This window comes from Pedobacter suwonensis (assembly GCF_007833675.1).
Lineage (GTDB): Bacteria > Bacteroidota > Bacteroidia > Sphingobacteriales > Sphingobacteriaceae > Pedobacter > Pedobacter suwonensis.
Genome location: NZ_CP031708.1, coordinates 3,451,362 through 3,477,380 on the forward strand (window position 1 = coordinate 3,451,362; position 26,019 = coordinate 3,477,380).

Genomic DNA, 26,019 nt, shown 5'->3' on the forward strand with positions numbered 1-26,019 from the left:
CATGATGAAACAATCGATCTTATATACAATAGTTGCATTTATTGGTTTTTCTGTTTTAACACAACGTGGGTTTGCCCAAAAAAAGTTATCTGAACAGTTAACCTTAACTGCGATGGAAAAACTGTTTCAGGATACGACGCTGCTAAAAGGTGCCAAAGGCCCCAAATGGACTTACGACATGGGGGTTGTTCTGGAAGGTGCAGCTGCCGTTTGGCGAAATACCGGCGACGGGAGGTATTTTAAATATATCCAAAGTTCGATGGATGCCTATCTGGATAAGGAAGGTAACATTGCTACATATAAACCGGAAGATTTTAATATTGATAACATCAAAAATGGCCGCTCATTATTGCTGTTGTATAAAGTTACCGGGCAGCAGAAATACCTGTTAGCCGCAACTAAATTATACGATCAGCTGCAAAAACAACCGCGTACCAGAGAGGGTGGTTTCTGGCACAAGAAAATTTATCCAAACCAGATGTGGCTGGATGGTTTATACATGGGTGAGCCATTCTACGCTGAATATGCTAAACTGATGAAAAAGGATGCTGCTTTTGATGACATTGCTAAACAGTTTATCCTGATGGAAAAAAACTCGCGTGATGCAAAAACAGGGTTGCTTTACCATGGCTATGATGAAAGCAAAACCGAACAGTGGGCAGACAAGATAACCGGGCGTTCGCCAAATTTTTGGGCCAGGGCAATGGGCTGGTACATTATGGCTTTGGTGGATGTGCTGGATAATTTTCCTGCAGATCATCCGCAAAGGAAAGAACTACTGGCTATTTTAAATCGTACGGCAACTGCAGTAGTGAAATACCAGGATCCAAAATCAGGTGTTTGGTTTGATATTCTAGATATGCCAACCCGAAGAGGAAATTACCTGGAAAGTTCGGCATCGAGCATGTTTGTGTATGGTTTGGCTAAAGGCATTCGTAAAGGCTGGTTAGCATCATCTTTTATGGCTGCGGCTAATAAAGGTTATACGGGTTTAAAGAAAGAGTTTGTGGAACAAGCAGGAACTGAAAGGATAAATTTGACTAAAACAGTTTCCGTATCCGGTTTGGGTGGAAAACCAAAATACCGGGATGGAAGCTTCGACTACTACATTAGTGAAAAAGTAATTACCAATGATCCGAAAGGCGTAGGCGCATTTATTTGCGCTGCTGCTGAAATGGAAATAAACCAGTTGCCAAAACCGGGAAAAGGATTAACCGTTACCATTGATAATTTTTTCAATAATGAGTATATGGTTGGCCCAACCGGAGATAAAATCCCTTTCCATTACTTATGGGAAGAAGATGATAACAATGGATTTTCTCTATTCGGAAAAATGTTTAACGATGCTGGTGTAAAAACCAATACGCTTAAAGTTGCACCAACAACTGTAAACTTAAAAGGCAGCAATATTTATATTATTGTAGATCCGGATACTGAAAAAGAAACTGCGAAGCCCAACTACATGAATGCTGAGCATGCGAAACAAATTGCAGACTGGGTGAAAGCTGGTGGGGTTTTGGTATTGCTCCTAAACGATGCAGGCAATTGCGAAATTTCAAAATTCAATGTTTTGCCCGAAACCTTCGGAATCCATTTTAATGAGGATAGCCGAAACAAAGTTCAGGGTATGAATTTTGAACAAGGAGCAATAAAAATCCCGGAAGGAAACGTTATTTTCAAAACAGCTAAGAAAGTATACATCAAAGAAATATCGACTCTTGTGGCTAAGAGTCCCGCTGTTTCTGCTTTAGCCGATAAGCGAGACGTGATTGTTGCCACTGCAAAATATGGCAAAGGGACAGTTTTCGCCGTCGGTGATCCATGGTTTTATAACGAATATATCGATGGTAGAAAACTACCTGCAGAGTTTGAAAATTTTAAAGCCACGAATGATCTGGTGAATTGGTTAATCAAGCAAGTGCCGGGGAAAAAATAGGTTTATTAACCACAGATGAAGTGGATGAACACAGATAAATAGTGGTTCGTGGAGAGAAGAACCACGGCATAAGAGAAGGAAAATTACTCCATGCTAATCTGTGTCTCGGTGGTAAAAACTAACCATGGCGTAAAATAAAATTAGTGATCTGTGATGACACAGAACACGGCACAAACAGAATGATGAAAATGAGAATATTGTTAAGCCTAATCTGCAGCACTTTATTATTGTCGTGTTATGCACAACAATCTGTTGATTCTACAGCAGATAAGATGCTGGTTTATCAATTGGGCAATGGCGGCTGGCCAAAGCAGCTGGAAGATAAAAGTGTAGTTAACTACGACGCGGCTTTAACACCAGCCTTGTTGGACAAAATAAAGGCAACTAAAGATTTACATGCCACTTTCGATAATAAAGCTACCAGTAGAGAAGTTGTTTACCTGGTAAAGGCATATAAAAAAACGCAGAACAAAGCTTATTTAGCTGCTGCTGAAAAAGGCCTTGATTATATTTTATCGGCACAGTATGCCAATGGTGGATGGCCACAATATTATCCTGATCAATCTTCTTACCGATCTGAGATTACTTACAACGATGATGCAATGATCAATGTGCTGAACATATTACAGGATATTGCCACGCAAACAAACGATTTCGATGTGGTAAACCCAGTCTACATAAAAAAAGCAGGAAAAGCAGTTGCGAAAGGCATTGATTGTATCTTAAAAACGCAGGTGAAACAAAATGGCGTATTAAGCATTTGGGCTGCACAGTATGATAAAGATTCGATGTTGCCTGCAAAGGCCAGGGCTTTTGAGCCGGCCTCATTGAGTACCAGCGAATCTGTAGGGATTGTGCGCTTTTTAATGCGGATCAAAAATCCTTCGGTTGCAGAAAAAAATGCCATTACCGCTGCAGTAAAATGGTTCGATACCTATAAAATTGTAGGCTTCCGTTTTGATAGGCCGAAAAATCCTAAAGCCAATGTCAAAGCTGCGGCCTTGATCGAAGATTCAACGGCAATTGCCTGGGCGCGCTTTTACGACCTTGATCAAAATACCCCGATTTTTGGTGATCGCGACAATGCCATTAAAACAAAATTAGAGGAATTAAGCCTTGAAAGGCGCAATGGGTATGCCTGGTATGGCAACTGGGCGCAGAAATTAATTGAAAAAGAGTACCCGAAGTGGTTAACCACAAATGGTAAATAAAGATAAGTATACTCTTCGAAAGGAAATATAATTCACCTTGTGCCTCGTTGCCCTGGTGGCCAAATAACATTAGCAATGATTTTAAACAAAGAAAATTTAAAGAACATTAACGGCGAAAAGGTTACAAAACCTACACCCGAAATTTTAGCATTACCAGAGCGGGTAATCCAGTTTGGTACCGGGGTTTTACTGCGTGGTTTACCTGATTATTTTATTGATAAAGCCAATCAGAAAGGAATTTTCAACGGTCGTGTACTTGTTGTTAAATCTACAGCAAAAGGTGGTGCTGATGCCTTTTCGAAACAGGATAATTTATATACACTTTGTGTAAAAGGCATTGAGGATGGGGTTAATGTTGAAGAAAATTCGATTAATGCTTCAATAAGCCGGGTTTTAGCAGCTTCGCAAGATTGGACAGAAATTTTAAAAGCTGCCCACCAACCCGAAATGCAGGTCGTAATTTCTAATACCACAGAAGTTGGCATTGTAAAAAGCGAAGATAAAATCACTGACCATCCTCCACAATCTTACCCTGGCAAACTGCTTGCCTTTTTGCACGAACGCTATAAAGCCTTTAACGGGTCAGTAGAAAGCGGAATGGTGATCGTGCCAACAGAACTCATTAGTGATAATGCTGATAAACTGAAAGAAATTTTGCTTGATCTGGCTATCCACAATAAATTAGGCTGGGATTTTGAAAACTGGTTAAAAACAGCCAATCATTTTTGCAAAACCTTAGTTGACAGAATTGTGCCAGGAAAACTTCCGGAAGCAGCGCAAAAAGCCGTTGAAAATGAACTGGGTTATGAAGATGAACTGATGATCATGGCCGAACCTTTCCGGCTTTGGGCGATCGAATCATCAAGCGAAAAAGTGAAAGAAGTATTATCTTTTGCAAAAGCAGATAAAGGTATCTTTATTGTTCCTTCCATTGATAAATTTAAAGAACTTAAACTCCGTTTGCTTAATGGTACACATACCATTAGCTGCGGGCTGGCTATTTTAGCAGGCTTCGATACCGTGAAAGAGGCCATGGCAAATAAAGATTTCTCGGCCAATGTATTAAAACTGATGAAAGATGAAATTGCGCCTGTGGTGGTGAATGAGGATATTACCTACAGTGAAGCAATTGCCTTTGCAGAAAGTGTAATCGACCGTTTTAGCAATCCATCTTTAGCACACCAGTGGCAGGCCATTACGCTAAATTTTACCTCAAAAATGCAAATGCGTAATATGCCGCTCATCAGGAGATATTATGCTTTAAAAAATGAAGTGCCTCAGCTTACTGCTTTGGGTGTAGCTGCCTACATCCTTTTCATGAATGTGGATAAACAGGGTGATACTTACACAGCAAGTGTAAACGGAAAAACCTACCCCATACAGGATGAATTTGCAGAAATTTTATATGAATACTGGAAAAACCCAGAAACCGTTATAGATAATACCCTAGGCGACAGGCGCCTGTGGGATAAAAACCTTAATAATTATCCAGGCTTTAACGCAGCCGTAAAATCGTACGTTGATTTATTACAGAACAAAGGTGCAAAAGAAACTTTAAGTAACTTGCATTCAGAAACAGCAATTTAAAATGGTTACTAGAATTTTAAAAATCCATCCTAACGATAATGTATTGGTTGCTTTGCAAAACCTGGCAAAAGGCGAAACCATTATTCACGATGGACAGGAATATATTTTACAGGATGACATTCCGGCCAAGCATAAATTTTTTATGCAGGATATGAATCCAGGTGATCACATCATGATGTATGGCGTATTGGTGGGAAAAGCACAGCACTTTATCCTTAAAGGTGGTTTAATGGATACCGAAAATACCAAACATGCGTCTGATCCTTTTGAATTCCGTCCGTACCATTACGAATGGCATGCACCTGACGTGGCTAAGTTTGAAGGCAGAACCTTTAATGGTTACATCCGTAGCGATGGCAGGGTAGGTACTGCAAATTATTGGTTGTTCATACCGACCGTTTTCTGTGAAAACCGCAATCTGGATGTCATCCGGGAAGCCTTACACAACGAGCTGGGCTATGCAGTAACAGATAAATACAAATCATACGCGCATCAACTGGTTGAAGCCTATAAAAATGGTGAAGTTTTAGGTGAAGCCGATCCGGAATCTATGGGTATGGCTAATTTATCTGCCAACCGGGTGTTTAAAAACGTTGATGGCATTAAATTCTTGAATCACCAGGGCGGTTGTGGTGGTACGCGTCAGGATGCTGCTGTGCTAAGTAAGTTATTGGCTGCATATGCCGATCATCCTAATGTGGCTGGTGTAACGGTATTGAGTTTAGGCTGCCAGAATCTTCAGGTGCACGATTTTATGGAAGATTTGAAGCATCGTAACCCTAATTTCGATAAACCTTTGTTTGTTTTTGAACAACAACAATCGCAGAGCGAGGAACAGCTGATTAAAGAAGCCATCCGTAAAACCTTTATCGGTTTAACCGAGATCAATAAAATCGAGCGTCAGCCGGCGCCCTTAAGTAAACTGGTGCTGGGTGTAAAATGCGGCGGTAGTGATGGTTTTAGCGGGATTAGTGCCAACCCTGCTGTGGGCTATACCTCCGATTTGTTGGTGGCTTTAGGAGGTACCGTGCTCCTTGCTGAATTCCCTGAGCTTTGTGGCGCTGAACAACAGTTGATTGATCGCACTAAAGATGAAACAGCAGCACGTAAGTTTATCCAGTTAATGACGGCTTATAACCAGGCTGCAGAAAATGTAGGTTCTGGATTTTTTATGAATCCATCACCGGGCAATATTAAAGATGGTTTAATCACTGATGCCATTAAAAGTACCGGAGCAGCCAAAAAGGGCGGGACATCACCGGTAGAAGATGTGTTGGATTATACCGAGCCTGCAACTAAGCCCGGATTAAATTTAGTTTGCACACCTGGAAACGACGTGGAAGCCACTACAGGAAAGGCTGCATCAGGTGCAACCTTAATTTTGTTCACCACCGGTTTAGGAACGCCAACAGGCAATCCGGTTTGTCCAACTATCAAGGTATCGACTAATAATGCTTTAACGAAGCGAATGAGCGATATCATTGATATCAACTGTGGTCCTGTAATTGAAGGCGAAAAAACAATCGAACAAATGGGCGAAGATATCTTGGAATATTGCATTAAAGCGGCTAGCGGTGAAGTAATTCCTAAAGCGGTGTTGCTTAATCAGGATGATTTTATCCCATGGAAAAGGGGGGTGAGTTTGTAGTCCGAAGTCGTAAGGCCGAGGTCGGAGGTTTGCGTGGCTATCCTTGCAACCGCCTTTAGCTTGCAGTTGCCGCGGTCTGTGTCCCGTCGCCGCGGTCTGTGTCCCCACAGACCACAAAATGAATAGGGTTCCGGTCTGTGGGGACACAGACCGGTGATAAAAGGATGATAAAATGAATACATATACTATTTACCGTGGTCTGTGTCACCACAGACCGCAAACAAGATAAAATATAAATTGAGTTCCGGTCTGTGAGGGCATAGTCGGAGCATAAATAAAACATAAATAGATAAGTGTTTTGATCATCTCAAATCTACTGTCTCAAATAACATAGAATGAAACCTTTTTTAGACGAAAATTTTCTTTTGCAAAGCAAAACTGCTGAAAAGCTTTATCACCATTTTGCAAAATCACTACCCATTATTGATTACCATAACCACCTGATACCGGAGCAGATTGCCAATAATACGCAATTTGCCAACATCAGCCAGGTTTGGCTTGCAGGCGATCATTACAAATGGAGGGCCATGCGTGCTAACGGAGTGGATGAAAAATACATTACTGGTGTAGGATCTGATTACGAAAAATTTGAAAAATGGGCCGAAACCGTTCCTTATACCTTACGCAATCCGTTATACCACTGGACACATTTGGAACTTCAACGTTATTTTGGTATAAACGACCTGCTTTCGGGCAAAACGGCCCGGCAAATTTATGATGAATGCGCTGCTAAACTGCAAACGCCTGAATATTCAGTACGTGGTTTGTTAGCCAAAATGAATGTAGAGGTTGTTTGTACTACCGACGATCCTTTAGATAGCCTGAACTTTCATCAACAACTGGCAAGAGAAGGTGCTAACCTTAAAATGTTACCAGCTTTCCGTCCGGATAAGGCCATGAACAGTGATGATATTGAAGGCTTAAATGAATATATCGACAAACTGGAAACGGTTGCCGATAAAAGCATTAGCAGTTTACAGGATTATATTGATGCTTTAAAAGGCCGCCATGATTACTTTGCAGCAAATGGCTGCTCGGTTTCCGATCATGGTTTAGAGCAGATTTATGCTGAAGACTATACCGAAGCTGAAATTGCATCAATCTTTGATAAAATCCGCAGTAAACAAACTATTTCCTATCAGGAAAACCTGAAATTCAAATCGGCTATGCTGGTTTATTTTGCAGAATGGGATCATGAAAAGGGCTGGGTACAACAATATCACCTTGGTGCTTTGCGTAACAACAATGCCCGTATGTTAAGACAATTGGGACCTGATACCGGTTGGGACTCAATCGGCGATTTTAGCCAGGCCCGTATGCTATCGAAATTCCTAAATCGCTTGGATAACCAGGATAAACTGGCTAAAACCATTATTTATAACCTCAATCCCGCAGATAATGAGTTGATTGCCACTATGATTGGTAACTTTAACGATGGTTCTGTAGCCGGTAAAGTGCAGTTTGGTTCAGCATGGTGGTTTTTAGACCAAAAAGATGGGATGATCAAACAGTTAAATGCCTTATCAAACATGGGGCTTTTAAGCCGCCTAGTAGGGATGCTTACCGATTCGCGCAGTTTCCTTTCCTTTCCCCGTCACGAATATTTCAGGAGGATTGTTTGCAACCTGTTTGGAGAAGATATGGAGAATGGCGAATTGCCTAATGATTTGGAATGGGTGGGCAAGATTGTGCAGGATATTTCGTATTTTAACGCAAAAAATTACTTTAAATTTTAACCAAAATCAGGCTTTAGAAGGGTATTTTATTGGAATCAAATCATTTCAATCGTTTTCCTTTCATTTTCATTCAGTTGCCGAAAACAGGATGAAATACGCCGATCAGATATAAAAATGAGTACCCAGATATTCGCTTCATCAGCAAAAGGAAAAAAAGTTTTAAGCTTTGGTGAAATACTTTTACGCATCTGTCCGGATATGGATGGGGCATGGTTAAAAGAAAATAAATTACCGTTTTACGTGGGTGGCGCCGAACTCAATGTGGCCACTGCCTTAGCCTTATGGAACGTACCTTCGGCCTACCTTTCGGCGGTGCCTGATAATTCGGTTACCCGCGAAATCGTGGAATACCTTAATGTACGCAATATTGATACTACACCTATGGTTTACCATGGCGAACGTTTAGGTTTATACTATTTGCCTAAAGGGAAAGACCTTAAAAATGCCGGGGTAATTTACGACCGGGCCAATTCGGCCTATGCGGGTTTAAAAGTTGGACAGATTAACTGGGACGAAGTTTTTGAGGATGTTGCCTGGTTCCATTTCAGTGCCATTTGCCCTGCCATTAACCAAAATATTGCTGACGTTTGTTTGGAAGCCTTAAAAGTAGCAAGTGCAAAAAATATTACCATTTCACTTGATTTAAACTATCGGGCAAAGCTTTGGAAATATGGAAAGGAACCGATTGATGTTTTGCCTGAGCTGGCTCAATATTGCACGCTGATTATGGGGAATGTTTGGGCAGCCAATAAAATGCTGGGCACTGCGCTTCACGAAGATTTAACAGTGGCAGAGGGTTATGCAAAGGAAACGTTACTGCAACAGGCAACTGATACTTCTAAAGAAATATTAAGTTTGTTTCCGGCGTGTAAAGCGGTTGCCAATACATTCAGGTTCGATCATGGAAAGGGAATACGATATTATACAGCCATTTATACAGACAACGAATTAACGGTTTCGGAAGAATACGTTTCTGATGAAATTTTGGATAAGGTGGGCAGTGGAGATTGTTTTATGGCTGGCCTGATTTATGGCTTTTACAACCAGTTACCGGCCCAAGAAACCATAAGTTTTGCCACAGCAGCGGCATACGATAAATTGTACATTCCAAGCGATGCTACAACCAGTACTGTAGCTGATATAAAAAAAAGAATAATAAGATGATTAGCAACAAGCACAAAATTTTAGATGCCATTTTAGAGCAGGGCATGTTACCGCTTTTTTATCAGGATAGCGAATCAGGCAGCATGGAAATATTACGCACCTTGTATAAAGCCGGTGTTCGTGTTTTCGAATACACCAATCGTGGTAAATCGGCATTGTCAAACTTTAAAAAGTTAAAAGAAATCCGTGATGCAGAAATGCCTGATCTTTATCTGGGTATCGGAACCATTAAAACGCCTGCTGATGCCAATGCTTTTATCGAAGCTGGAACTGATTTCATTGTGGCACCGATCGTAAATCCGGCAGTTGCCGAAATTGCGAACAAAATCGGAATGCTTTGGGTACCGGGGTGTATGACCCCGACAGAAATCAGTGTGGCACAGGAACACAAAGCTATGCTGATTAAAATTTTCCCGGCAAATATTTTGGGTCCTGAATTTATTTCATCAATTAAAGATCTTTTTGCCGGACAACTGTTTATGCCAACAGGTGGGGTAGAAATAAATGCTGATAATCTAAAAACCTGGTTTAAAGCTGGTGTTTGTGCCGTTGGCATGGGAAGCAAACTAATCAGTAAAGATGTAATGAGCAAAGGGCTTTACGATGAGCTTTTCGACAATACCCAGCTGGCACTTGAACTTATCAAGCAAAGTAAATAAACCCCAACCCCTAACCACACACAAACGAAATGAGCCAACCAAAAATCAGCAATTACAGATGGACTATATGTGCGCTGTTATTTGTTGCAACTACCATTAACTATTTAGATCGACAGGTACTCTCGCTTACATGGAAAGACTATTTTGTTCCTGAATTTCATTGGACAGATAGTGACTACGGAACCATTACGGCATTATTTTCTCTTTTTTATGCCGGATCGATGTTGGTAGCAGGACGGTTTGTTGATTGGATGGATACCAAAAAAGGTTTCCTTTGGGCAATTGGAATTTGGTCTGTGGGTGCCTGTATTCATGCTTTTTGCGGTATTGCTACTTCCGGAATCATTACCGGCTCGTGGGTGATGAGCTTTGCAGGTGCAAAAGAAGCATTATCTACTGTTGGCAATACTACATTAATTCTATCAACCAGTCTTTCACTATTTATATTTGCCCGTTTTGTACTGGCACTTGGTGAGGCCGGAAACTTTCCGGCAGCCATTAAAGCTACAGCCGAATATTTTCCTAAAAAAGACCGCGCATTTGCCACCAGTATTTTTAATGCGGGTGCAACAGTTGGTGCCTTGGCTGCCCCGGTTACGATTCCCTACATTGCCGATGCTTATGGCTGGGAAATGTCGTTTATTATCATCGGTGCCTTAGGTTTTATCTGGATGCTTTTCTGGATTTTACTTTATGGCAAACCTGAAAACCACTCAAGGGTAAGTAAGGCAGAGCTGGCTTATATTCAACAGGATATTGTAGCACACGATCAGATTAGCGAAACGGTTACCGCAGCATCACCGGTAAAAAAACTATCTTTTGTTGATTGCCTTAAATTTAAACAAACCTGGGCCTTTGCTTTTGGTAAATTTATGACCGATGGTGTTTGGTGGTTTTATCTGTTTTGGTCGCCCGCATACCTTAAAGATATTTATAAAATGAGCGGTACCGAAAGTGCTTTTCCCCTATTTATACTCTACGTAATTACCTTGTTATCCATTATTGGAGGCTGGTTGCCATCCTATTTTATCGATAAGAAAAACATGAACCCTTACGATGGCAGGATGAAATCCATGTTAATTTTCGCCTTTTTTCCATTATTGGCATTGTTGGCCCAGCCTTTAGGTCTTTACAGCTACTGGCTGCCGGTAATTATCATCGGTATTGCAGGTGCCGCACACCAGGCATGGTCGGCCAATATATTTACGACAGTGAGCGATATGTTTCCTCGCCAGGCCATTGCAACCGTAACCGGAATTGGTGGTATGGCCGGAGGTGTAGGATCTTTTTTCATTAACAAAGGTTCTGGTGTACTGTTTACCTACGCCGGCGATACACAGATGGCTTTTATGGGGTTTCAAGGTAAAGAAGCTGGTTATTTTATCGTTTTCTCTTTCTGTGCGGTAGCTTATCTCATCGGCTGGATGGTAATGAAAGCCCTTGTTCCAAAATATAAGGTAATAGAAGTTAAATAATTCAACCCTAAAAGATTTAGAATATAATTGTGCTTAAATCTTTGATATCTTTTTTAAAGTGCTAATCTATACTTAAACTATAGACTTAACATTAATTTAACCTAATCACAAACCCAAATTGAGTACATTGCTAAACCTCGAAAGTATTTTCGTTGAAGAGAGCCAGATTCCAGATGAATTTAGGCTCAAGGAAGAAATCAATCAAAAGGAGTTTCTTTCTAATGGAGAAATGAAGCCATGGAATGGACCATGTAATGAAGTGTTTTCTCCTGTATGCGTAAAAACCCCTGAGGGTTTAAAACGAAAACGCATTGGTAGTTTTCCTGTTTGTACGGAGAAAGAGTCGGCAGAAGCATTAGATGCAGCCGTAGCAGCCTATGATAATGGTCGCGGACAGTGGCCAACCATGAGTGTTGCCGATCGCATTAGCTGTGTAGAAAACTTTACACATAAGATGATTGAGCAAAAGGAGATTGTTGCCAAACTGATTATGTGGGAGATTGGAAAATCTTATGCCGATTCGGTTAAAGAATTTGACCGTACGGTGGAGTATATCTACGCCACTATTGATGCGTTGAAAGATATCGACAGGCAGTCGTCACGTTTTGAAATAGAGCAGGGAATTGTGGCCCAGGTGCGCCGTTCTCCCCTCGGCGTTGTACTTTGTATGGGTCCTTTCAACTATCCTTTAAACGAGACTTTTACCACGCTTATCCCAGCTTTGATTATGGGCAATACCCTTTTATTCAAACCACCTAAGCATGGTACCCTGTTACACTATCCTTTGTTAGAGGCTTTCCGCTCTAGTTTTCCTAAAGGTGTGGTGAATACCATTTATGGCCGCGGCAATACCATCGTTCCAGGTTTGATGAAATCTGGTAAAATCAATGTGCTTACTTTAATTGGTTCAAGTAAGGTTGCTAATGAACTGAAAAAATTACATCCTAAGGTAAACCGTTTGAGGGCGATTTTAGGTTTGGATGCCAAAAATGCGGCCATCATCACTAAAGACGCCGATCTTGATCTGGCAGTTTCTGAAACGGTACTGGGTTCTCTTTCTTTTAACGGACAACGGTGTACCGCCATTAAAATCGTTTATGTGCACCGCAGTTTGGCGCAGGAATTCTTAAAGCGCTTATCTGCCGAAGTAGAAAAACTAAAATTTGGCATGCCTTGGGAAAAAGGTGTAAACCTTACGCCATTGCCTGAGCTGAATAAGCCCGAATATTTAAAGGAATGTATTGATGATGCTGTTTCACATGGCGCTAAAGTAATCAATACAAATGGGGGACAAACCTTGGAAACATTTGTTTATCCGGCCATTGTTTATCCGGTAAATGGTAATATGAAACTTTATCGGGAAGAACAGTTTGGCCCGATTGTTCCGGTGGTACCATTTGATGACCTGGAAGAGCCGATCGAGTATTTAATTGATTCGCCACATGGTCAGCAGGTAAGTATTTTCAGCAATAATGCTGCGGTGATTTCTTCGTTGATTGATCCTTTGGTTAATCAGGTAAGTCGTGTAAATATAAATTGCCAGTGCCAGCGCGGACCGGATGTTTTTCCTTTTACAGGCCGTAAAGACAGTGCTGAAGGTACACTTTCCGTAGTGGATGCGTTGCGTTCATTCTCGATCCGTTCTTTGGTGGCAACCAAATTTACAGATGATAATAAAAAGTTATTGAACGAAATTGTTAAAGGAGATGATTCAAACTTTTTAAGCACGAAGTATATTTTCTAGTGGCTAGTTAACTAACATAGATCGTCATTGCGAGGAGGAACAACGAAGCAATCTTAATGCGTAAGCCAATATCGATCGTTGTAAGATTGCTTCATCGGCTGAAAAAGCCTCCTCGCAATGACGATTTTTCAATTTCGTATTCTCAGCTGTCATTGTGAACGCAGTGAAGAATCTTTCTAGTTTGGCTTTATAATGGTCTCACTTTTAATTAGGATTATTAAAATCCGCATTCGTAATGCAGGATAAGTGCTTTGGCGATTCAATCGCCTTTCTCGTTCATCTTCGTTTCAAACGAAGACGATGATCGCATTCATACATCATTTGGTATACATTTATCTATTTATGCTGTTGTAAAAGAAAAGATCCTTCACTGCCGTTACCATTGACGTTATTTTATAATTGATTATTAATGAGCAGATTGTAGCATCATGCATTTCCGTATAGCTAGGCCATAGCACCGTATTACCGTTCTACTTAAAACCGGCCTAATAAATTTTTCGGACTGCACTGTTCTAGCCATAACACTGCCTTTGAAAGAAAAATTTTCAGCCGGCATTTTTTGTTACTTTTTGATGCCAAAAAGTAAGAGCCCTTCGGTGGCGGCGAGCCGAGGCAAGACTGTGCTGTATGACATAGGAAATCTGTTACGTCATTTATACTGATTTTTATACAATAAATTATCCCTCAGGATGACAATTAATGAAGTTATACGCCTAACGCTGTGTACTCAGTGAATTTCTCGGTGTACTCGGTGGTAAAAAAGATCCTTCACTGCACTACCATTGACAGAATCTTATAGAAGAATCGTCATTCTCGCGCATGCGGGAACCACGGAGTGCTCAGCGAAGCTAATCTTAAAGCCCTTGTATTAAGATTCCCATCCGATAGCTATCGGATCAAGTTGGGGATGACGATCTCTCAAGAGATATACCTACTTAAAATTTATCTGTCAAACATATTGATTTTTATAAAATAAATTATCCCTCAGGATGACAAATATTTTTTTACTTTAAACTCTTCGCCAGATCCAACTTTAACTCCTTAATCCCTTTCACTACCAAACCAGCAACTTGTTTGGCGCCCTCCGGACTTAGATGCGTATCATCTTTTTTGCCTTTTGGATAATTTACATTTCCCGAATCAACATAGTTGAATAATTTGATGGATGGCTTATCTCCCAGTCGAATTAATAAACTTTCCGTTTTTGCCAGCATATCAATTAGGGGCACCTGAAGTGAATCGGCCACCTGACGGGTTATGCGCGGATAATCGCCATGTGAATCCACTAGCACACCGTTTTTGAAGCTTCTTCGGGAGATTGGCGTGAGTAAAACTGGAAAGGCGTTTTTGTCTCTCGTTTCTTTAATATAGTTAATCAGATTTGTTTTAAAATCGGCCAGCGAAACACCAACCGCCGGCTTATCCACTTTCTCATCGTTATGTCCAAACTCAATGAACACATAATCACCTGGATTTAACTGTGCCAATACCGGATCCCAATGTTTTTCGGCCCTGAACGATTTGGTACTCCTGCCGTTTAATGCCCGGTTATCAACAGTAACATCGGTTTTAAAATAAGATTGTAGTGCCATTCCCCAGCCCGTTTCAGGATAGGCCTTTTCTTCTTTATTGGCTGCGGTAGAATCACCAATGATGTATAGCTTTGTTTTCTTTTGTATGAAAGCAAAGGAGCATAAAATGAATAAGGCTCCAACTGCAAAAAACTTAAGGCAATTTGTTCTCATTTTATTAATTTTTGATTGGATTCCATTGATCTGCTCCACCCAGTATATTTTTTAATGTATATTTTCCTGTCTCTTGATCGGCGAGCTGTCTTGTCCAAGGCAATCTCGTATTAGGTGATGCTCCAGCGCCTTTACTTTTATATTCCGCATAAAACACCGTTAATTCTTTGTTTGGAAACATCTTATCGCCTTTCCACGGGTTCCAGCCTTCGGGCAAAATATGTTTACCCAAATCACATTTAATGAATACTGTTTTTGCATAAGGCCGCCATGGTCTGCCGAGATAGGCTTTTGTTACCATTGAATCTGCAATGAGCCTACAATTTAAAAAAACAAATCCGAATTTTTGCTTTGCAGAAGTTGAAGCCGCAGTTACATAAGAGTTGCTTAAACTTTTGATTGTACAATCATTAAAAACAACGGTTGCCTTGCCAAAAATGAAATCGGTAGTGCCTTCTACATAACAGTTTTGGTAATACTGGCGGCTATTTTCAATTGCTGCATAAAGCGTATCCTGATTGCCCAGAAACCTGCAGTTTATTGCTACAAAACGATCGCCTTCTACATGCAGAGCAACAGCCTGTCCAACGTTTCCGGATGAATTGATAATGGTTAAATTTTCAAGGTGGATATCATTTCCCTGAACTAATACGGTAAAAGAAGTATATGTGCTAAAGTTAACATTGCCAAATTGGTCTTTGCCTTTCGGATTTGGCTTCCCCGAATAATCATTGTTGGTAATGATGGTATTTTCGGCACTTTCGCCAATTAAAGCAATTTTCGTTTTCCATGATGGGATAATCAGCTTTTCTTTATAAATTCCCTTTTTCACATAAATCTTAACTTCTTTCTCCCCTAAATCCCTTATCGAATTTACGGCTTCCTGTATGGTTTTATAATTTGCACTTCCATCCTGCGCAACGGTTATTGCTGATGGATATTTGGGATCCTGAGCATAAACCCCTAAACAAACGCTGATGTAAAGCAGCAAGGTAGCGCCGATATGGATTAGTACTGATTTGATCATTTAGGTGGAAAAATTCTTCAGGCTAAATCTATTAAAAAAAGACTGTACCATCACTTGTATTTTAACTCTAATTAGTCATGTTGAGCCTGTCGAAACGCCCTGTGAGAATTTAAGAACGCCTTTCGACAAGCTCAGGATGACATTATGCTTATGATACAGCTACTAAGATAAGTCTATTAATTTCTCCATCTCGGGTCGCCAATTCCATTCGTTTTTAAATCTTGCTGACTGATGGTAAAATTACCTGTAGCAGGCGATGTAAAACCAGGATTAAGCGTCGTATATGTTCCGGCATCATACTTAGCACCGGCAGTTGCACTACCCGAAATAAAAGTTGGGGCAGCAAAATAGTTGTTCGCTGTAAAATTGCCCGCTACAATATTGGTCGAAAGCTGGTTGGTTAAAATGCCACCAGAGCTGGCTACTATATTTTTCGAAAAGTAAATCTCATGTTTGGCCAGCCGAACGTAAAACAACCTGTTTGAAGCGCCATTGCTAATTCCATTTAAGGTATTGGTAACAACATTTATAATGGATATTATGCTGGGGAAATTGGTTGAGCCTGCAGGGTCCATCCTGATAAAATCTCTGGCCAGAACAGCGGCATAAACTGTATTGTTGGTGAAATTTAATGTTTTGGTCAAACCCGATCTAAAATCGATAAAATCTCCGCCATTGCATTCGATATTGTTAATGATATTTCCCTTAAAAGTTACCGACTCGATAAGTACTTTTAAGTTTACATAGAAAAGCCCTTTGGTATAGTTTCTTACAACTGAATTCTCTAGTACGAAATTCCCGTAAGCGTTATCAGATGCTTCATCGTAGATAAAAGTTTGATTCCCATTTAACGATCCGGTGCCATCCAATATTACATCTTTTACTGTTAAACCTGCATTGGACTTTAATCTCAGAACCATGCCGTTAATAACCGGTCTGTCAGTTGGTTTTGTTCCCCTGATGGTAATTGATTTTGATGCAATAACATCTGCGTTTACGGTATAAGTTCCCGGTGCAAGCCCAAAAACAGTCCCGGCAGTGGCATTTGCAATCAGGGTGGCCAGGTTATCTGACGGGCTTACCAGCGTTGCACCTGTAAAATTGTAAAGTGTGGTAAAAGTTGCCGTTCCCCTAACTTTGCTTCCCGCAAGCAATTTTGCCGAGTAATCCGTTTCTCCGGTTAAGCCTGTTATGGTTGCTTCTCCAGCAGCAATCTCTGCTGCGGTAACTGTATGTGTAATATTTCCCGGTAATATGGTAATTATTGTTGCTGTTTCGCCAGGGGTCCAGTTGAGCACAACTGAACTAGCGGTTAGTTTGGTTTGGTTTACCGTTTGAAAAATCTGTTCAGTATCTGTTTTTGCAGATGTGCTTACCCATTTGGAATCTGCAATACCCTGTGCAACACCTTTTACCCTGATTGCATATTGCGTATCGCCTATTAATCCGGTAATGGTGTAGGGCAATTGTGCAGTGGTAATGCTGGTTATAGACTTTACCGGAGTACCTGTAAAATCAGCATTATCATATACCTCAATGGTATAAGATGTGGCATTCGGTACAGCGTTCCATGTTAATTTAACGCCAGTTTTATTTACAATGGTCGCTGTTAAACCAGGGGTAGAAAAAACCCGGCCGACCTCAAGTTTGGTAATTTCTTCTAAGTTATTTTTTTTACATGCCGATAAACAAACTGTCGCCATGAGTAAGAAGTGGTATATATATCTATTAATCTTTTTCATAACCTCTGGTTTATAAGTTTAAAGGCTTATTATTTAACATTCCGTTAGATGAATCTAAAAATACCTGCCATATTGGCCAATATTGCTGAAGGTTGGGATCTTTTGTATAGAGGGCGTTCCAGTATGAAACCGTTTCTCCGGTTGTAACCATCGTCCAGGCTTTATTTGAAGTGTATCCTAAAGCAACTCCCTGCGCGTCGGTATCTCCAAATTTCAACCCATAAATTTCTACCGTTTCGCCATTAACAGCTGTCCGGTAATAGATTTTGGCGGGTAGGGCAGCATATTTACCCTGCCTGTTTTCTAACTGCTGCAATTTAGTTTTGGCTTCAGCCAGTTTTGTGCCCAGCAAATTCCATCGGATCAGGTCACTTTTTCTCAACATTTCACCTGTAAATTCCAGGGCTCTTTCATTCACGATTGCCTCAAAAAAGGCCGATTTAGATGCAGTTGCCGTGGCCATAAAATCGGTAACTTTATTAGGCGCTGTAGGGAAGGCCCTGTCTCTGATCATTTTTAGATATGGCGCAGCAGCTGCCGGCCCATCAAGATCGTTAATGGCTTCAGCAGCCATGAGCACCACATCGGCATAACGCATGTACATCCAGTTTAACCCATCATCATTGGTTGCCGTTACCCTTCTTTTCATCCACTCGTAACGGTATTTGCCAAAATACAAACGGCCAAGCGACGAAGGTACCTGTACCGCACCTTTTGTTCCATCGCCACCGTCCCACTCATAAGGAACAACAGTTACATCCCTGCGTACATCATCATTATCATATTCGTACAGCATAATAGGGTTCGGTCCGTCAGTTCCGCCTTTATTCTGGCCTGTGTACTGGTCTGTTTTAATGTGTCTTACACCCAGATCAAAAATTACGCGTCCCCGGCCATCACTAAATGGAATTTCCCACATCGACTCCAAACCTGCCGCACCGGTTTCCTCATTCAGTTTTCTAAAAACTTCTTCAAATCCAAGAAGCCTTAATTTGCCACTGTTGATAATATCAAGGCATTCTTTTTTGGCAATGGCATACATTTTATCGTGCGATAATTCAGGATCAGAGCTTAATTTAACTGTTCCATCAAGGCGCTGCGCATAACCTCCTGCGGCTAATGCCAAACGCGCCCTTAAACCTTTTGCAAAAGCCTTGTTTACCCGCTCAACTCTCGCTGTTGTGGTGTTCTCGCCTGGCCATGGCAGGTAACCTGCAGCTTCATTTAAATCAGCTAATAATTGTTTATAGATGACATCACGGTCGCTTCTGGGCAGATAAGCTGTTGCAGTAGTAATGGGTTCAAAACGTGCCGGCACATCGCCCCAGCCTTTTATAAGGTCGTTGTATATCACAGCCCTCAAGGTTAAAATCTCACCGAGGATCTGCGCCATTGTAGGGTTGCTTTCTATATTGCCATAGGTTCTAATGCCTCTTATGGCCAGGTTAGCTCTTTCAATACCTTCGTAAAATTTAGCCCATGCATTATCGGTAGTATTCATTTGGCTATTGTTCACATTACAGTTGTAATTAGAGAGTTTAGCTTTGTCATCATCAACCGATTTTAATGTATTGTATACTTCTGTATCATTGTTAAGTCCGTAGAACACTAAAAAACGGCCCCTGTACGAATTGGTTTCCCCAAATGATTGAAGTACGCCAGCTATAGAGCCTTCGGCTAAACTTGGGGTAGAGAAAATAACAGACTCATCTAATGAAGATTTTGTTGGTGCATCTAACGTTTTTTTACAGCTACTAACAAATGTTATTCCTGCAATTACAAATAACGTATATATAACTTTTTTCATTTTCTTGAAATTGAATGGTCTTCTAAAAATTAACGTTTAGTCCGAATAAGTAAGACTTACTTCTTGGGTAAGCAGAATAATCAACACCGGGTGTAAGTGGTGTATTTCGTCTCGTCGAAACCTCTGGGTCGAAACCGGTATAATTAGTCCATAACCAAACGTTATAGGCAGAAGCATAAAACCTTAATTTTTTCATCTTTAACTTGCGCGATATTTTTTCAGGTAAAGTATACCCAAGGGTAAGTGTCGATAACCTTAAAAATGAACCATCTTCCACAGCCCAATCGCTTAAAACAAAAGTTCTGGTATATGGCGACCATAGGGTGGTGTTTGCATTCATGGCAGATAATTCAGCAGGATCGTTACTTATTGTTCCGTCTGCCCTTAAATTTGTCCAGCGCTGTCCGCTTTCCATAATCGAAATCAGGTTTCTGGAAGCGTATTTACTGGTAGAGGTATATTCGATCTTATTGGCATTATACACATCGTTTCCATAACTCCAGTTAAAATACGCACCAAGATCAAAATTGTAAATTCTCGAGTTAAGCGAGAAACCGCCAGTATTTAACGGATTGGTGTTACCGATGATAGATCGGTCAGATAAATCAATTTTTCCATCCCCGGAGATATCTTCAATTTTCATTGTACCGGGGCGTACGGTGCCTACAAATGCAGTAGCATCAACTACGCCTGGTTTTAATATCCATTTGCCGCTGGTGGCATTGTAACCTGTAAAGTCAGAGACTTCATATCTTCCGGCGCTTTTATATCCGTAAATACGGCCAATTGATGCGCCTTCCTCTACAAGATAATCTACACCAATTTCTGTTGATGCCCATCCTGAAGTACCATTAATGTTTTTAACCGAGCCTAGAGAAATAACCTTATTGCGGTTAAAACTGATGTTCGCATTAACCGTTAGGTCGAAATTTTTTTCTTTTATGGCATTCCAGTTTACAGAAAATTCTAAACCTTTATTCTGTGTTTGGCCCAGGTTACGGTATTGTGCATCATAGCCGGTACCTCCAACCGGGAATAAGATGAGGAGGTCTTTTGTTTTATTTAAGTAGGCATCAATTGTTCCTGTAACTTTTGAATTAAATAAGGCAAAATCAAGTCCGATGTTTCTGGTGATGGTTGTCTCCCACTTTAGATCGGGGTTTGCCATAATTTTAGATGCCGCCCAATAGTTGTTGAAACCATTTATCCAGGTTGTAGTGGAGTTTTGGAACGATTGGGTAATTTGCCCTGGAGGGATATTGTTGTTACCTGCAGCACCGTAACTTCCCCTTAATTTAAGATCTGTTAACCACGATTTTGTACCGTTCATGAAGTCTTCCTGAGAGATTCTCCAGCCGGCAGAAACCGATGGAAAGTAGCCCCAGTGGTTTTCGGCAGAAAATTTAGAGGAACCATCCGCCCTGAATGTTGCGCTTAACAGGTACTTGCCTTTATAATCGTAATTGGCCCTGCCGAAAAACGAAAACAATTTATCATCTGGCAAAAAGTTGTTATCGATGATCGAAGCTTTGCCTTGAGTGGTTAATACCCTGGTTTGCTCGAATCCAAAGGTTTTAGGAAAGCCATGCACTTCGGTAGTTAAGGTATTCTGCTCCGTTTTAATAAATTCCTGACCTAATAAAATATTAAGGTTATGGCTTTTGCCAAGAATCTTACTAAAGTTATAATTAAGCGTATTCGTATTTCTAAAACTATTTCTAGTGGTGTTCATGGAGTTCAGCGTCGGCAGATTAGGATAATCGGCAAGGTTTTTTACGTAGTAGGTTGTAATGCCGTAAAAGCGGTCCTGATCATTCCTAAATCCATCGTAACCTACTTCAGACCGAAGTTTTAAATTATCAATAATTTCATAAGTTGCTGCTCCGTTGATATTATAGGTTTTACGGTGCACATACTGGTCGTTATCAGAAATGGCTACCAGTGGATTGTATAAATTAAATTCATCATTGGTATCTGTCGATGCCGTTAAGCCCGGTACCGGAAAGGATGGGTATAGAATGGCATATTTTAAACGGGAGTCGGCTGAAGATTTTTCATTTTGCTCATTTGCACCACCACCATTGGTCTTGGTGTCGGCATAACGAAAACCAAAATCTAACGTTAAGGCGTCATATAATCTGTGGTTTAATTTAAAATTAATGTTCTGTCTTTTAAAATCAGACATTTGCATAATGGCCTTATCGGTAACAAAGCTATGGCTTAGGCTGTATTTGGTTTTGTCGCTTCCACCTGTGATGCTTAAGTTCTGGTTAAAAGTGGTTCCTGTACGTCCGAATACCAGGTCTTGCCAATCGTTTTCAGCAACATTATCATATAAATCTATATCCTGGTAATTCCCGAAATATTGAGTGTAATCTGTTGGGGTACCATCCAATAACGCGCGTTCGTATTGCCAGTGTACATAATCTGAAGCGGACAGTACGTCTAGTTTTTTGGCTAATTTTCTTATTCCCCCGAAAACATTATAGGTAATATTGGTTTTTCCGTCTTTACTGTTTTTGGTGGTAACCAGTATTACACCGTTAGCCCCTCTTGAGCCGTAAATGGCTGTTGATGATGCATCTTTTAACACATCAATTGATTCGATGTCCTGTGGGGCAATGTCGGCTATTGAAGTTACCGGAAAGCCATCAACGATATAAAGCGGGGAGTTATCTCCCGTAATAGATCCACCTCCTCTTACCCTTACGTTGATCTGTGCATCCGGCGATCCTTCCGATGAGGAAATATTAATACCAGCTACCCGGCCCTGTATGGCCTCGAGCGCAGAAGATACCGGAGCGGCGGCGATTACATCAGCACCTACAGAACCAACGGCACCTGTTAAGTCTTTTTTACGCACAATGCCGTAACCAACATTAACAGTTACCTCTTGAAGATTGTTGGCGTCTTCATCTAAAGTTACTGATAGTTTGGTTTCATTTGTGACCGAAACATTTTTGGTTTTATAACCAATGTAGGTAAAAGTTAAAACTGCAGCATTTGTAGGCATGCTGATTTTGAAAGTACCATTCGTATCGGTACTGGCTCCATTTTTTGTGCCAGCAACGGTAACACTCACGCCAACCAGCGGCTGGCCGTCTTTTTTATCTTTTACGGTACCAGTAACCTGCCTGGTTTGTGCATGAGTTACAGATAATCCAAAAAAAGAGAAAAATGCTAAAAAGAGTAGAACTCTGCTCATAATTTATTTATTTGAAAGTGATTTGGTTATTTAAGCTGTTGCAATCGCTTGCATGTAGAATATAATTCTATTTTGAGATGTTATAGTTGGTTTATATTTGGTTACATTAGATTAACAATTTTACAAACTAAAAAGCAATTGAAACCAGATTTAACTAAAAAAGTGTGCAAACGTTCCCAAAAACGTTGACTTAACGTTTAAAATATTGCGGTACAAATCGACTTAAAAAAATATTTTTTGTAACTTGTACGCAATACGAACATGAGATTTGAAACATCTACCATTAAGGATATTGCTAAAGCACTTGGGCTGTCAACTTCAACAGTGTCCCGTGCTTTAAGAGACCGTTACGAAATAAGTGAAGAGACTAAAAAGCTGGTTTTGGCCTATGCCGAAAAGGTTAATTACCGAGCCAATCCCATTGCGCGAAGTTTAAAAGAACGCAGAAGTTATTCTATCGGCATTATTGTGAGCGAAATTGCCAACAACTTTTTTTCTCAGGTGATTAATGGTATCGAATCGATAGCCTATGATAAGGATTATCATGTGATTATTTCACAAAGCCATGAATCATACAAGCAGGAAAAGCTAAACGTAGAGCACCTGGCATCACGCTCTATTGATGGCTTGCTGATTGCACTTTCGTCTGAAACGCAGGATATTGATTATTTAAGAGAATTATATGCCAAAGGCTTACCCATTGTGTTCTTTGATCGTGTGCCGGGGGATTTTGAAACCCATAAGGTAATTGCCAATAACTTTAAAGGTTCTTTTGATGCTACAGAACACCTTATTTTATCAGGAAAAAGAACCATTGCGCATTTAACCAATTCCGAAAACCTCTCTATAACGAAAGAAAGATTAGCGGGCTATAAAGCAGCTTTAGCCAAATATCATATCGAATTCAGGCCCGAATTGGTGAAATATTGCCAGCATGGCGGCATGCATAGCGCAGAACTGGAACAAGCAGTGAAAGAATTGTTGCCGCTTAAGCCCGATGGGATTTTCATTTCGAGCGACCGCTTAACCACAGGCTGTATTATGGCGCTAAAGAAAACCAATCCTGAGGTGGCGCATAAACTTGCCATTGCAGGTTTTACCAATTCTAATCTGGTCGATTTGTTTTCGCCATCTCTCACTTCTGTAAAGCAGCCCGCATTTGAAATGGGTCGGGTAGCAACCGAATTATTAATTTCAATGATTGAAGCGAAAAGGCCTGTTACCGAGTTCGAAACAAAGGTTTTGGATACGGAGCTGGTACATATGACGAAGCATTGAGCAACTGGCGTTAAGCGGGTGGTGCAGGGCATATAGCGCTTATGAAACGCTTATCGCTAAGCCCCCAAATGCTTTGCTCCAAACTCCCAACCCTCAACTCCAAACTAATTATTACCTTTGCAGTATGGTAGAAATCATATTAAAAAAGGGTAAAGAAAAAGCGGCACTACAAAGGCATCCATGGGTATTTTCAGGAGCATTAGAAAAAGTTAAGGGAAAACCGGAAGACGGTGATGTGGTAAAAGTTTTTGCTTTCGATCATGAATTTCTCGCCTATGGATACTTCAACAGCAATTCGCGTGTTGCCGTTCGTTTGTTAGAATGGGATGAAACGCAAACGATTGATCACAGCTGGTATCAAAACCGCTTAAAACAGGCCATTGCCTCACGTCAATTCATTTTAAACGAACAAACCGATACTTGCCGTTTGGTTTTTAGTGAGGCTGATTTTCTGCCGGGTTTAATCGTTGATCAGTATGCCGATTTCCTCTCGTTGCAGATTTTAAGTTCCGGAATAGAGAAAGTAAAAGCAGAAATCGTAGAAATTTTAAAAACTGAATTAAATCCAAAAGGAATATTCGATAAAAGTGACGCAACCGCCCGTAACCATGAGGGTTTGCCTGTTGAGAATGGATTACTTTGGGGAGAAAATCCACCAGAGTTTTTGGCGGTAAAAGAGAACGGGATTATTTACCACATTAATATAGCCGAAGGGCAAAAATCAGGTTTTTACTGCGATCAACGTGATAACAGACACATTTTAGCCAGTTATACAAAGGGGAAGAAAGTTTTAGACTGTTTTAGCTATAGTGGTGGTTTCAGCCTGAACAGCCTGGCAAATGGCGCTGCAGGTGTTACCAGTGTTGATAGCTCGGGCCTAGCCATTGAAACCCTAAAGCAAAACGTTGCTCTCAACCAATTTGATGGCAAAACAGTAACGGCTATCCAATCGGATGTGAATAAACAACTCCGGACTTTTAAAGAAGCGGGTGAGTTGTTTGATGTGGTTGTGCTTGATCCCCCTAAATATGCGCCGTCGCGTTCGGCGTTAGATCGTGCCGCGAGGGCTTATAAAGATTTAAACCGTTTAGGTATGCTATTGCTGGAAAAAGGCGGTCTTTTGGCAACTTTCTCCTGCTCTGGTGCCGTTGATATCGAAACCTTTAAACAGATTATTGCCTGGGCAGCGCTTGATGCAGGCAAAGAAGTGCAGATTATTAAACAATTCTGCCAACCAGAAGATCATCCCGTACGGATTTCCTTTCCTGAAGGAGAATATTTGAAAGGATTGTTGTTAAGGGTGCTTTAAGCCATGCAAACTATTTTAACTACTAAGACAAGTAGCCTGAAGTTACTTTGAATATAACGGGCATTAGGTGTCTTAGTAGTAAATCGAAATCAATACCTGATTATCCAACCATCACTTTAGCGGTAATGGCCAACCTGTTCCAGGCATTAATGGTCACTATAGCCATAATAACCTGCGCCAATTCCTGTTCGTTAAAAAAGCCGGACGCTTTTTGATAAGTCGCACCAGAAACATGATGACTGATTAAGGTCACTTCTTCTGTTAAAGCTAAAACAGCCTCCTCTTTCGGGGTAAACAAGGTCGTTTCCCGCCAGGCATTTAATAAATACAAACGTTGCTCAGTCTCGCCTATTTTACGGGCATCTGCTGCGTGCATATTTAAGCAAAATGCGCAGCCGTTAATTTGCGATGCACGCATTTTAATCAATTCCAGAAGAATGGGATCCAGTTTGCTGGTCGATAAATATTTCTCCAAACCATACATGGCCTGGTAAGCTGCGGGTTCTGCTTTTGCGATATCAATTCTACTTTCCATTTTATTTGTTTTTTGATTACGTTGTAAAGTTCCTGATTCCGTTATCGAAAAAACTTAATGTAGTTTAAGAAATGATTGTTTAACCGCAAAGGGCGCGAGGTTTTGCGCGGAGCTACGCAAAGAGATATACTTATATCCTCCAACACTACTACATTTATAAATTAACCACATAGTAAAAAGAGGTTTTCACGGAGTGGTGCTGAGTGAATTT

17 protein-coding genes are annotated in these 26,019 nt (G+C 40.7%); 11 read left to right on the forward strand and 6 right to left on the reverse strand.

Annotation, left to right across the window (positions count from 1 at the left end; translation table 11 throughout):
- Nucleotide 1: 1 nt before the first annotated feature.
- The 9 genes from DV942_RS14245 (at nucleotide 2) to DV942_RS14285 (ending at nucleotide 13,160) form a co-directional block, all read left to right on the forward strand.
- On the forward strand, nucleotides 2–1,936 hold the full coding sequence (locus DV942_RS14245; RefSeq protein WP_342354884.1) for a glycoside hydrolase family 88 protein: 1,935 nt from the start codon (nucleotides 2–4) through the stop codon (nucleotides 1,934–1,936).
- Nucleotides 1,937–2,124: 188 nt separating this feature from the next.
- Complete coding sequence (gene pelA / locus DV942_RS14250; RefSeq protein WP_244950700.1) at nucleotides 2,125–3,147, forward strand: pectate lyase; 1,023 nt, start codon at nucleotides 2,125–2,127, stop codon at nucleotides 3,145–3,147.
- A 75-nt stretch (nucleotides 3,148–3,222) separates the two neighbouring features.
- A complete protein-coding gene (locus tag DV942_RS14255) occupies nucleotides 3,223–4,734 on the forward strand; it encodes a tagaturonate reductase (protein ID WP_145858514.1) in 1,512 nt (503 codons plus the stop codon).
- 1 nt (nucleotide 4,735) lies between these two features.
- Nucleotides 4,736–6,382: a UxaA family hydrolase gene (locus DV942_RS14260; RefSeq protein ID WP_145858516.1), complete on the forward strand. Its 1,647-nt coding sequence runs from the start codon at nucleotides 4,736–4,738 to the stop codon at nucleotides 6,380–6,382.
- Between the two features lie 335 nt (nucleotides 6,383–6,717).
- Nucleotides 6,718–8,118 carry a glucuronate isomerase gene (gene uxaC, locus DV942_RS14265; RefSeq protein ID WP_145858518.1) on the forward strand — a complete coding sequence of 467 codons (1,401 nt, stop codon included), beginning with the start codon at nucleotides 6,718–6,720 and terminating at the stop codon, nucleotides 8,116–8,118.
- A gap of 114 nt (nucleotides 8,119–8,232) precedes the next feature.
- Nucleotides 8,233–9,282 (forward strand): sugar kinase, encoded by a 1,050-nt coding sequence (locus DV942_RS14270; protein ID WP_145858520.1) that lies wholly within the window; start codon nucleotides 8,233–8,235, stop codon nucleotides 9,280–9,282.
- The gene (locus tag DV942_RS14275) at nucleotides 9,279–9,941 is read left to right on the forward strand and encodes a bifunctional 4-hydroxy-2-oxoglutarate aldolase/2-dehydro-3-deoxy-phosphogluconate aldolase (RefSeq protein ID WP_186462312.1); all 663 of its coding nucleotides are present in this window, start codon (nucleotides 9,279–9,281) and stop codon (nucleotides 9,939–9,941) included. The genes DV942_RS14270 and DV942_RS14275 overlap by 4 nt, the downstream gene beginning before the upstream one ends.
- A 29-nt stretch (nucleotides 9,942–9,970) precedes the next feature.
- The gene (locus DV942_RS14280; protein WP_145858522.1) at nucleotides 9,971–11,416 is read left to right on the forward strand and encodes an MFS transporter; all 1,446 of its coding nucleotides are present in this window, start codon (nucleotides 9,971–9,973) and stop codon (nucleotides 11,414–11,416) included.
- A 118-nt stretch (nucleotides 11,417–11,534) separates the two neighbouring features.
- The gene (locus DV942_RS14285; protein WP_145858524.1) at nucleotides 11,535–13,160 is read left to right on the forward strand and encodes an NADP-dependent glyceraldehyde-3-phosphate dehydrogenase; all 1,626 of its coding nucleotides are present in this window, start codon (nucleotides 11,535–11,537) and stop codon (nucleotides 13,158–13,160) included.
- Nucleotides 13,161–14,164: 1,004 nt separating this feature from the next.
- On the opposite strand, the gene DV942_RS14290 is transcribed toward DV942_RS14285, so the two are convergent.
- The 5 genes from DV942_RS14290 to DV942_RS14310 all read right to left on the reverse strand — a co-directional run bounded on the left by DV942_RS14290 (nucleotide 14,165) and on the right by DV942_RS14310 (nucleotide 22,686).
- A complete protein-coding gene (locus tag DV942_RS14290) occupies nucleotides 14,165–14,905 on the reverse strand; it encodes a rhamnogalacturonan acetylesterase (RefSeq protein WP_145858526.1) in 741 nt (246 codons plus the stop codon).
- Between the two features lie 4 nt (nucleotides 14,906–14,909).
- Nucleotides 14,910–15,932 carry a pectinesterase family protein gene (locus DV942_RS14295; RefSeq protein WP_145858528.1) on the reverse strand — a complete coding sequence of 341 codons (1,023 nt, stop codon included), beginning with the start codon at nucleotides 15,930–15,932 and terminating at the stop codon, nucleotides 14,910–14,912.
- Nucleotides 15,933–16,108: 176 nt separating this feature from the next.
- Nucleotides 16,109–17,674: a DUF4957 domain-containing protein gene (locus DV942_RS14300; protein WP_145858530.1), complete on the reverse strand. Its 1,566-nt coding sequence runs from the start codon at nucleotides 17,672–17,674 to the stop codon at nucleotides 16,109–16,111.
- A 10-nt stretch (nucleotides 17,675–17,684) separates the two neighbouring features.
- Complete coding sequence (locus DV942_RS14305) at nucleotides 17,685–19,481, reverse strand: RagB/SusD family nutrient uptake outer membrane protein (RefSeq protein WP_145858532.1); 1,797 nt, start codon at nucleotides 19,479–19,481, stop codon at nucleotides 17,685–17,687.
- A gap of 22 nt (nucleotides 19,482–19,503) precedes the next feature.
- Nucleotides 19,504–22,686, reverse strand: a complete 3,183-nt coding sequence (locus DV942_RS14310) for a SusC/RagA family TonB-linked outer membrane protein (protein ID WP_145858534.1) — start codon at nucleotides 22,684–22,686, stop codon at nucleotides 19,504–19,506.
- Nucleotides 22,687–22,947: 261 nt separating this feature from the next.
- On the opposite strand from DV942_RS14310, the gene DV942_RS14315 reads away from it, so the two are divergent.
- The gene (locus tag DV942_RS14315) at nucleotides 22,948–23,964 is read left to right on the forward strand and encodes a LacI family DNA-binding transcriptional regulator (protein ID WP_145858536.1); all 1,017 of its coding nucleotides are present in this window, start codon (nucleotides 22,948–22,950) and stop codon (nucleotides 23,962–23,964) included.
- 124 nt (nucleotides 23,965–24,088) lie between these two features.
- Entirely contained in the window at nucleotides 24,089–25,273 is a 1,185-nt protein-coding gene (locus DV942_RS14320; RefSeq protein WP_145858539.1) for a class I SAM-dependent rRNA methyltransferase, read from the forward strand.
- Between the two features lie 100 nt (nucleotides 25,274–25,373).
- Here the strand turns inward: DV942_RS14320 and DV942_RS14325 are convergent, their stop codons facing one another.
- Nucleotides 25,374–25,808, reverse strand: coding sequence for a carboxymuconolactone decarboxylase family protein (locus tag DV942_RS14325; protein WP_145858542.1), 435 nt, complete (start codon nucleotides 25,806–25,808; stop codon nucleotides 25,374–25,376).
- Nucleotides 25,809–26,019: the final 211 nt, after the last annotated feature.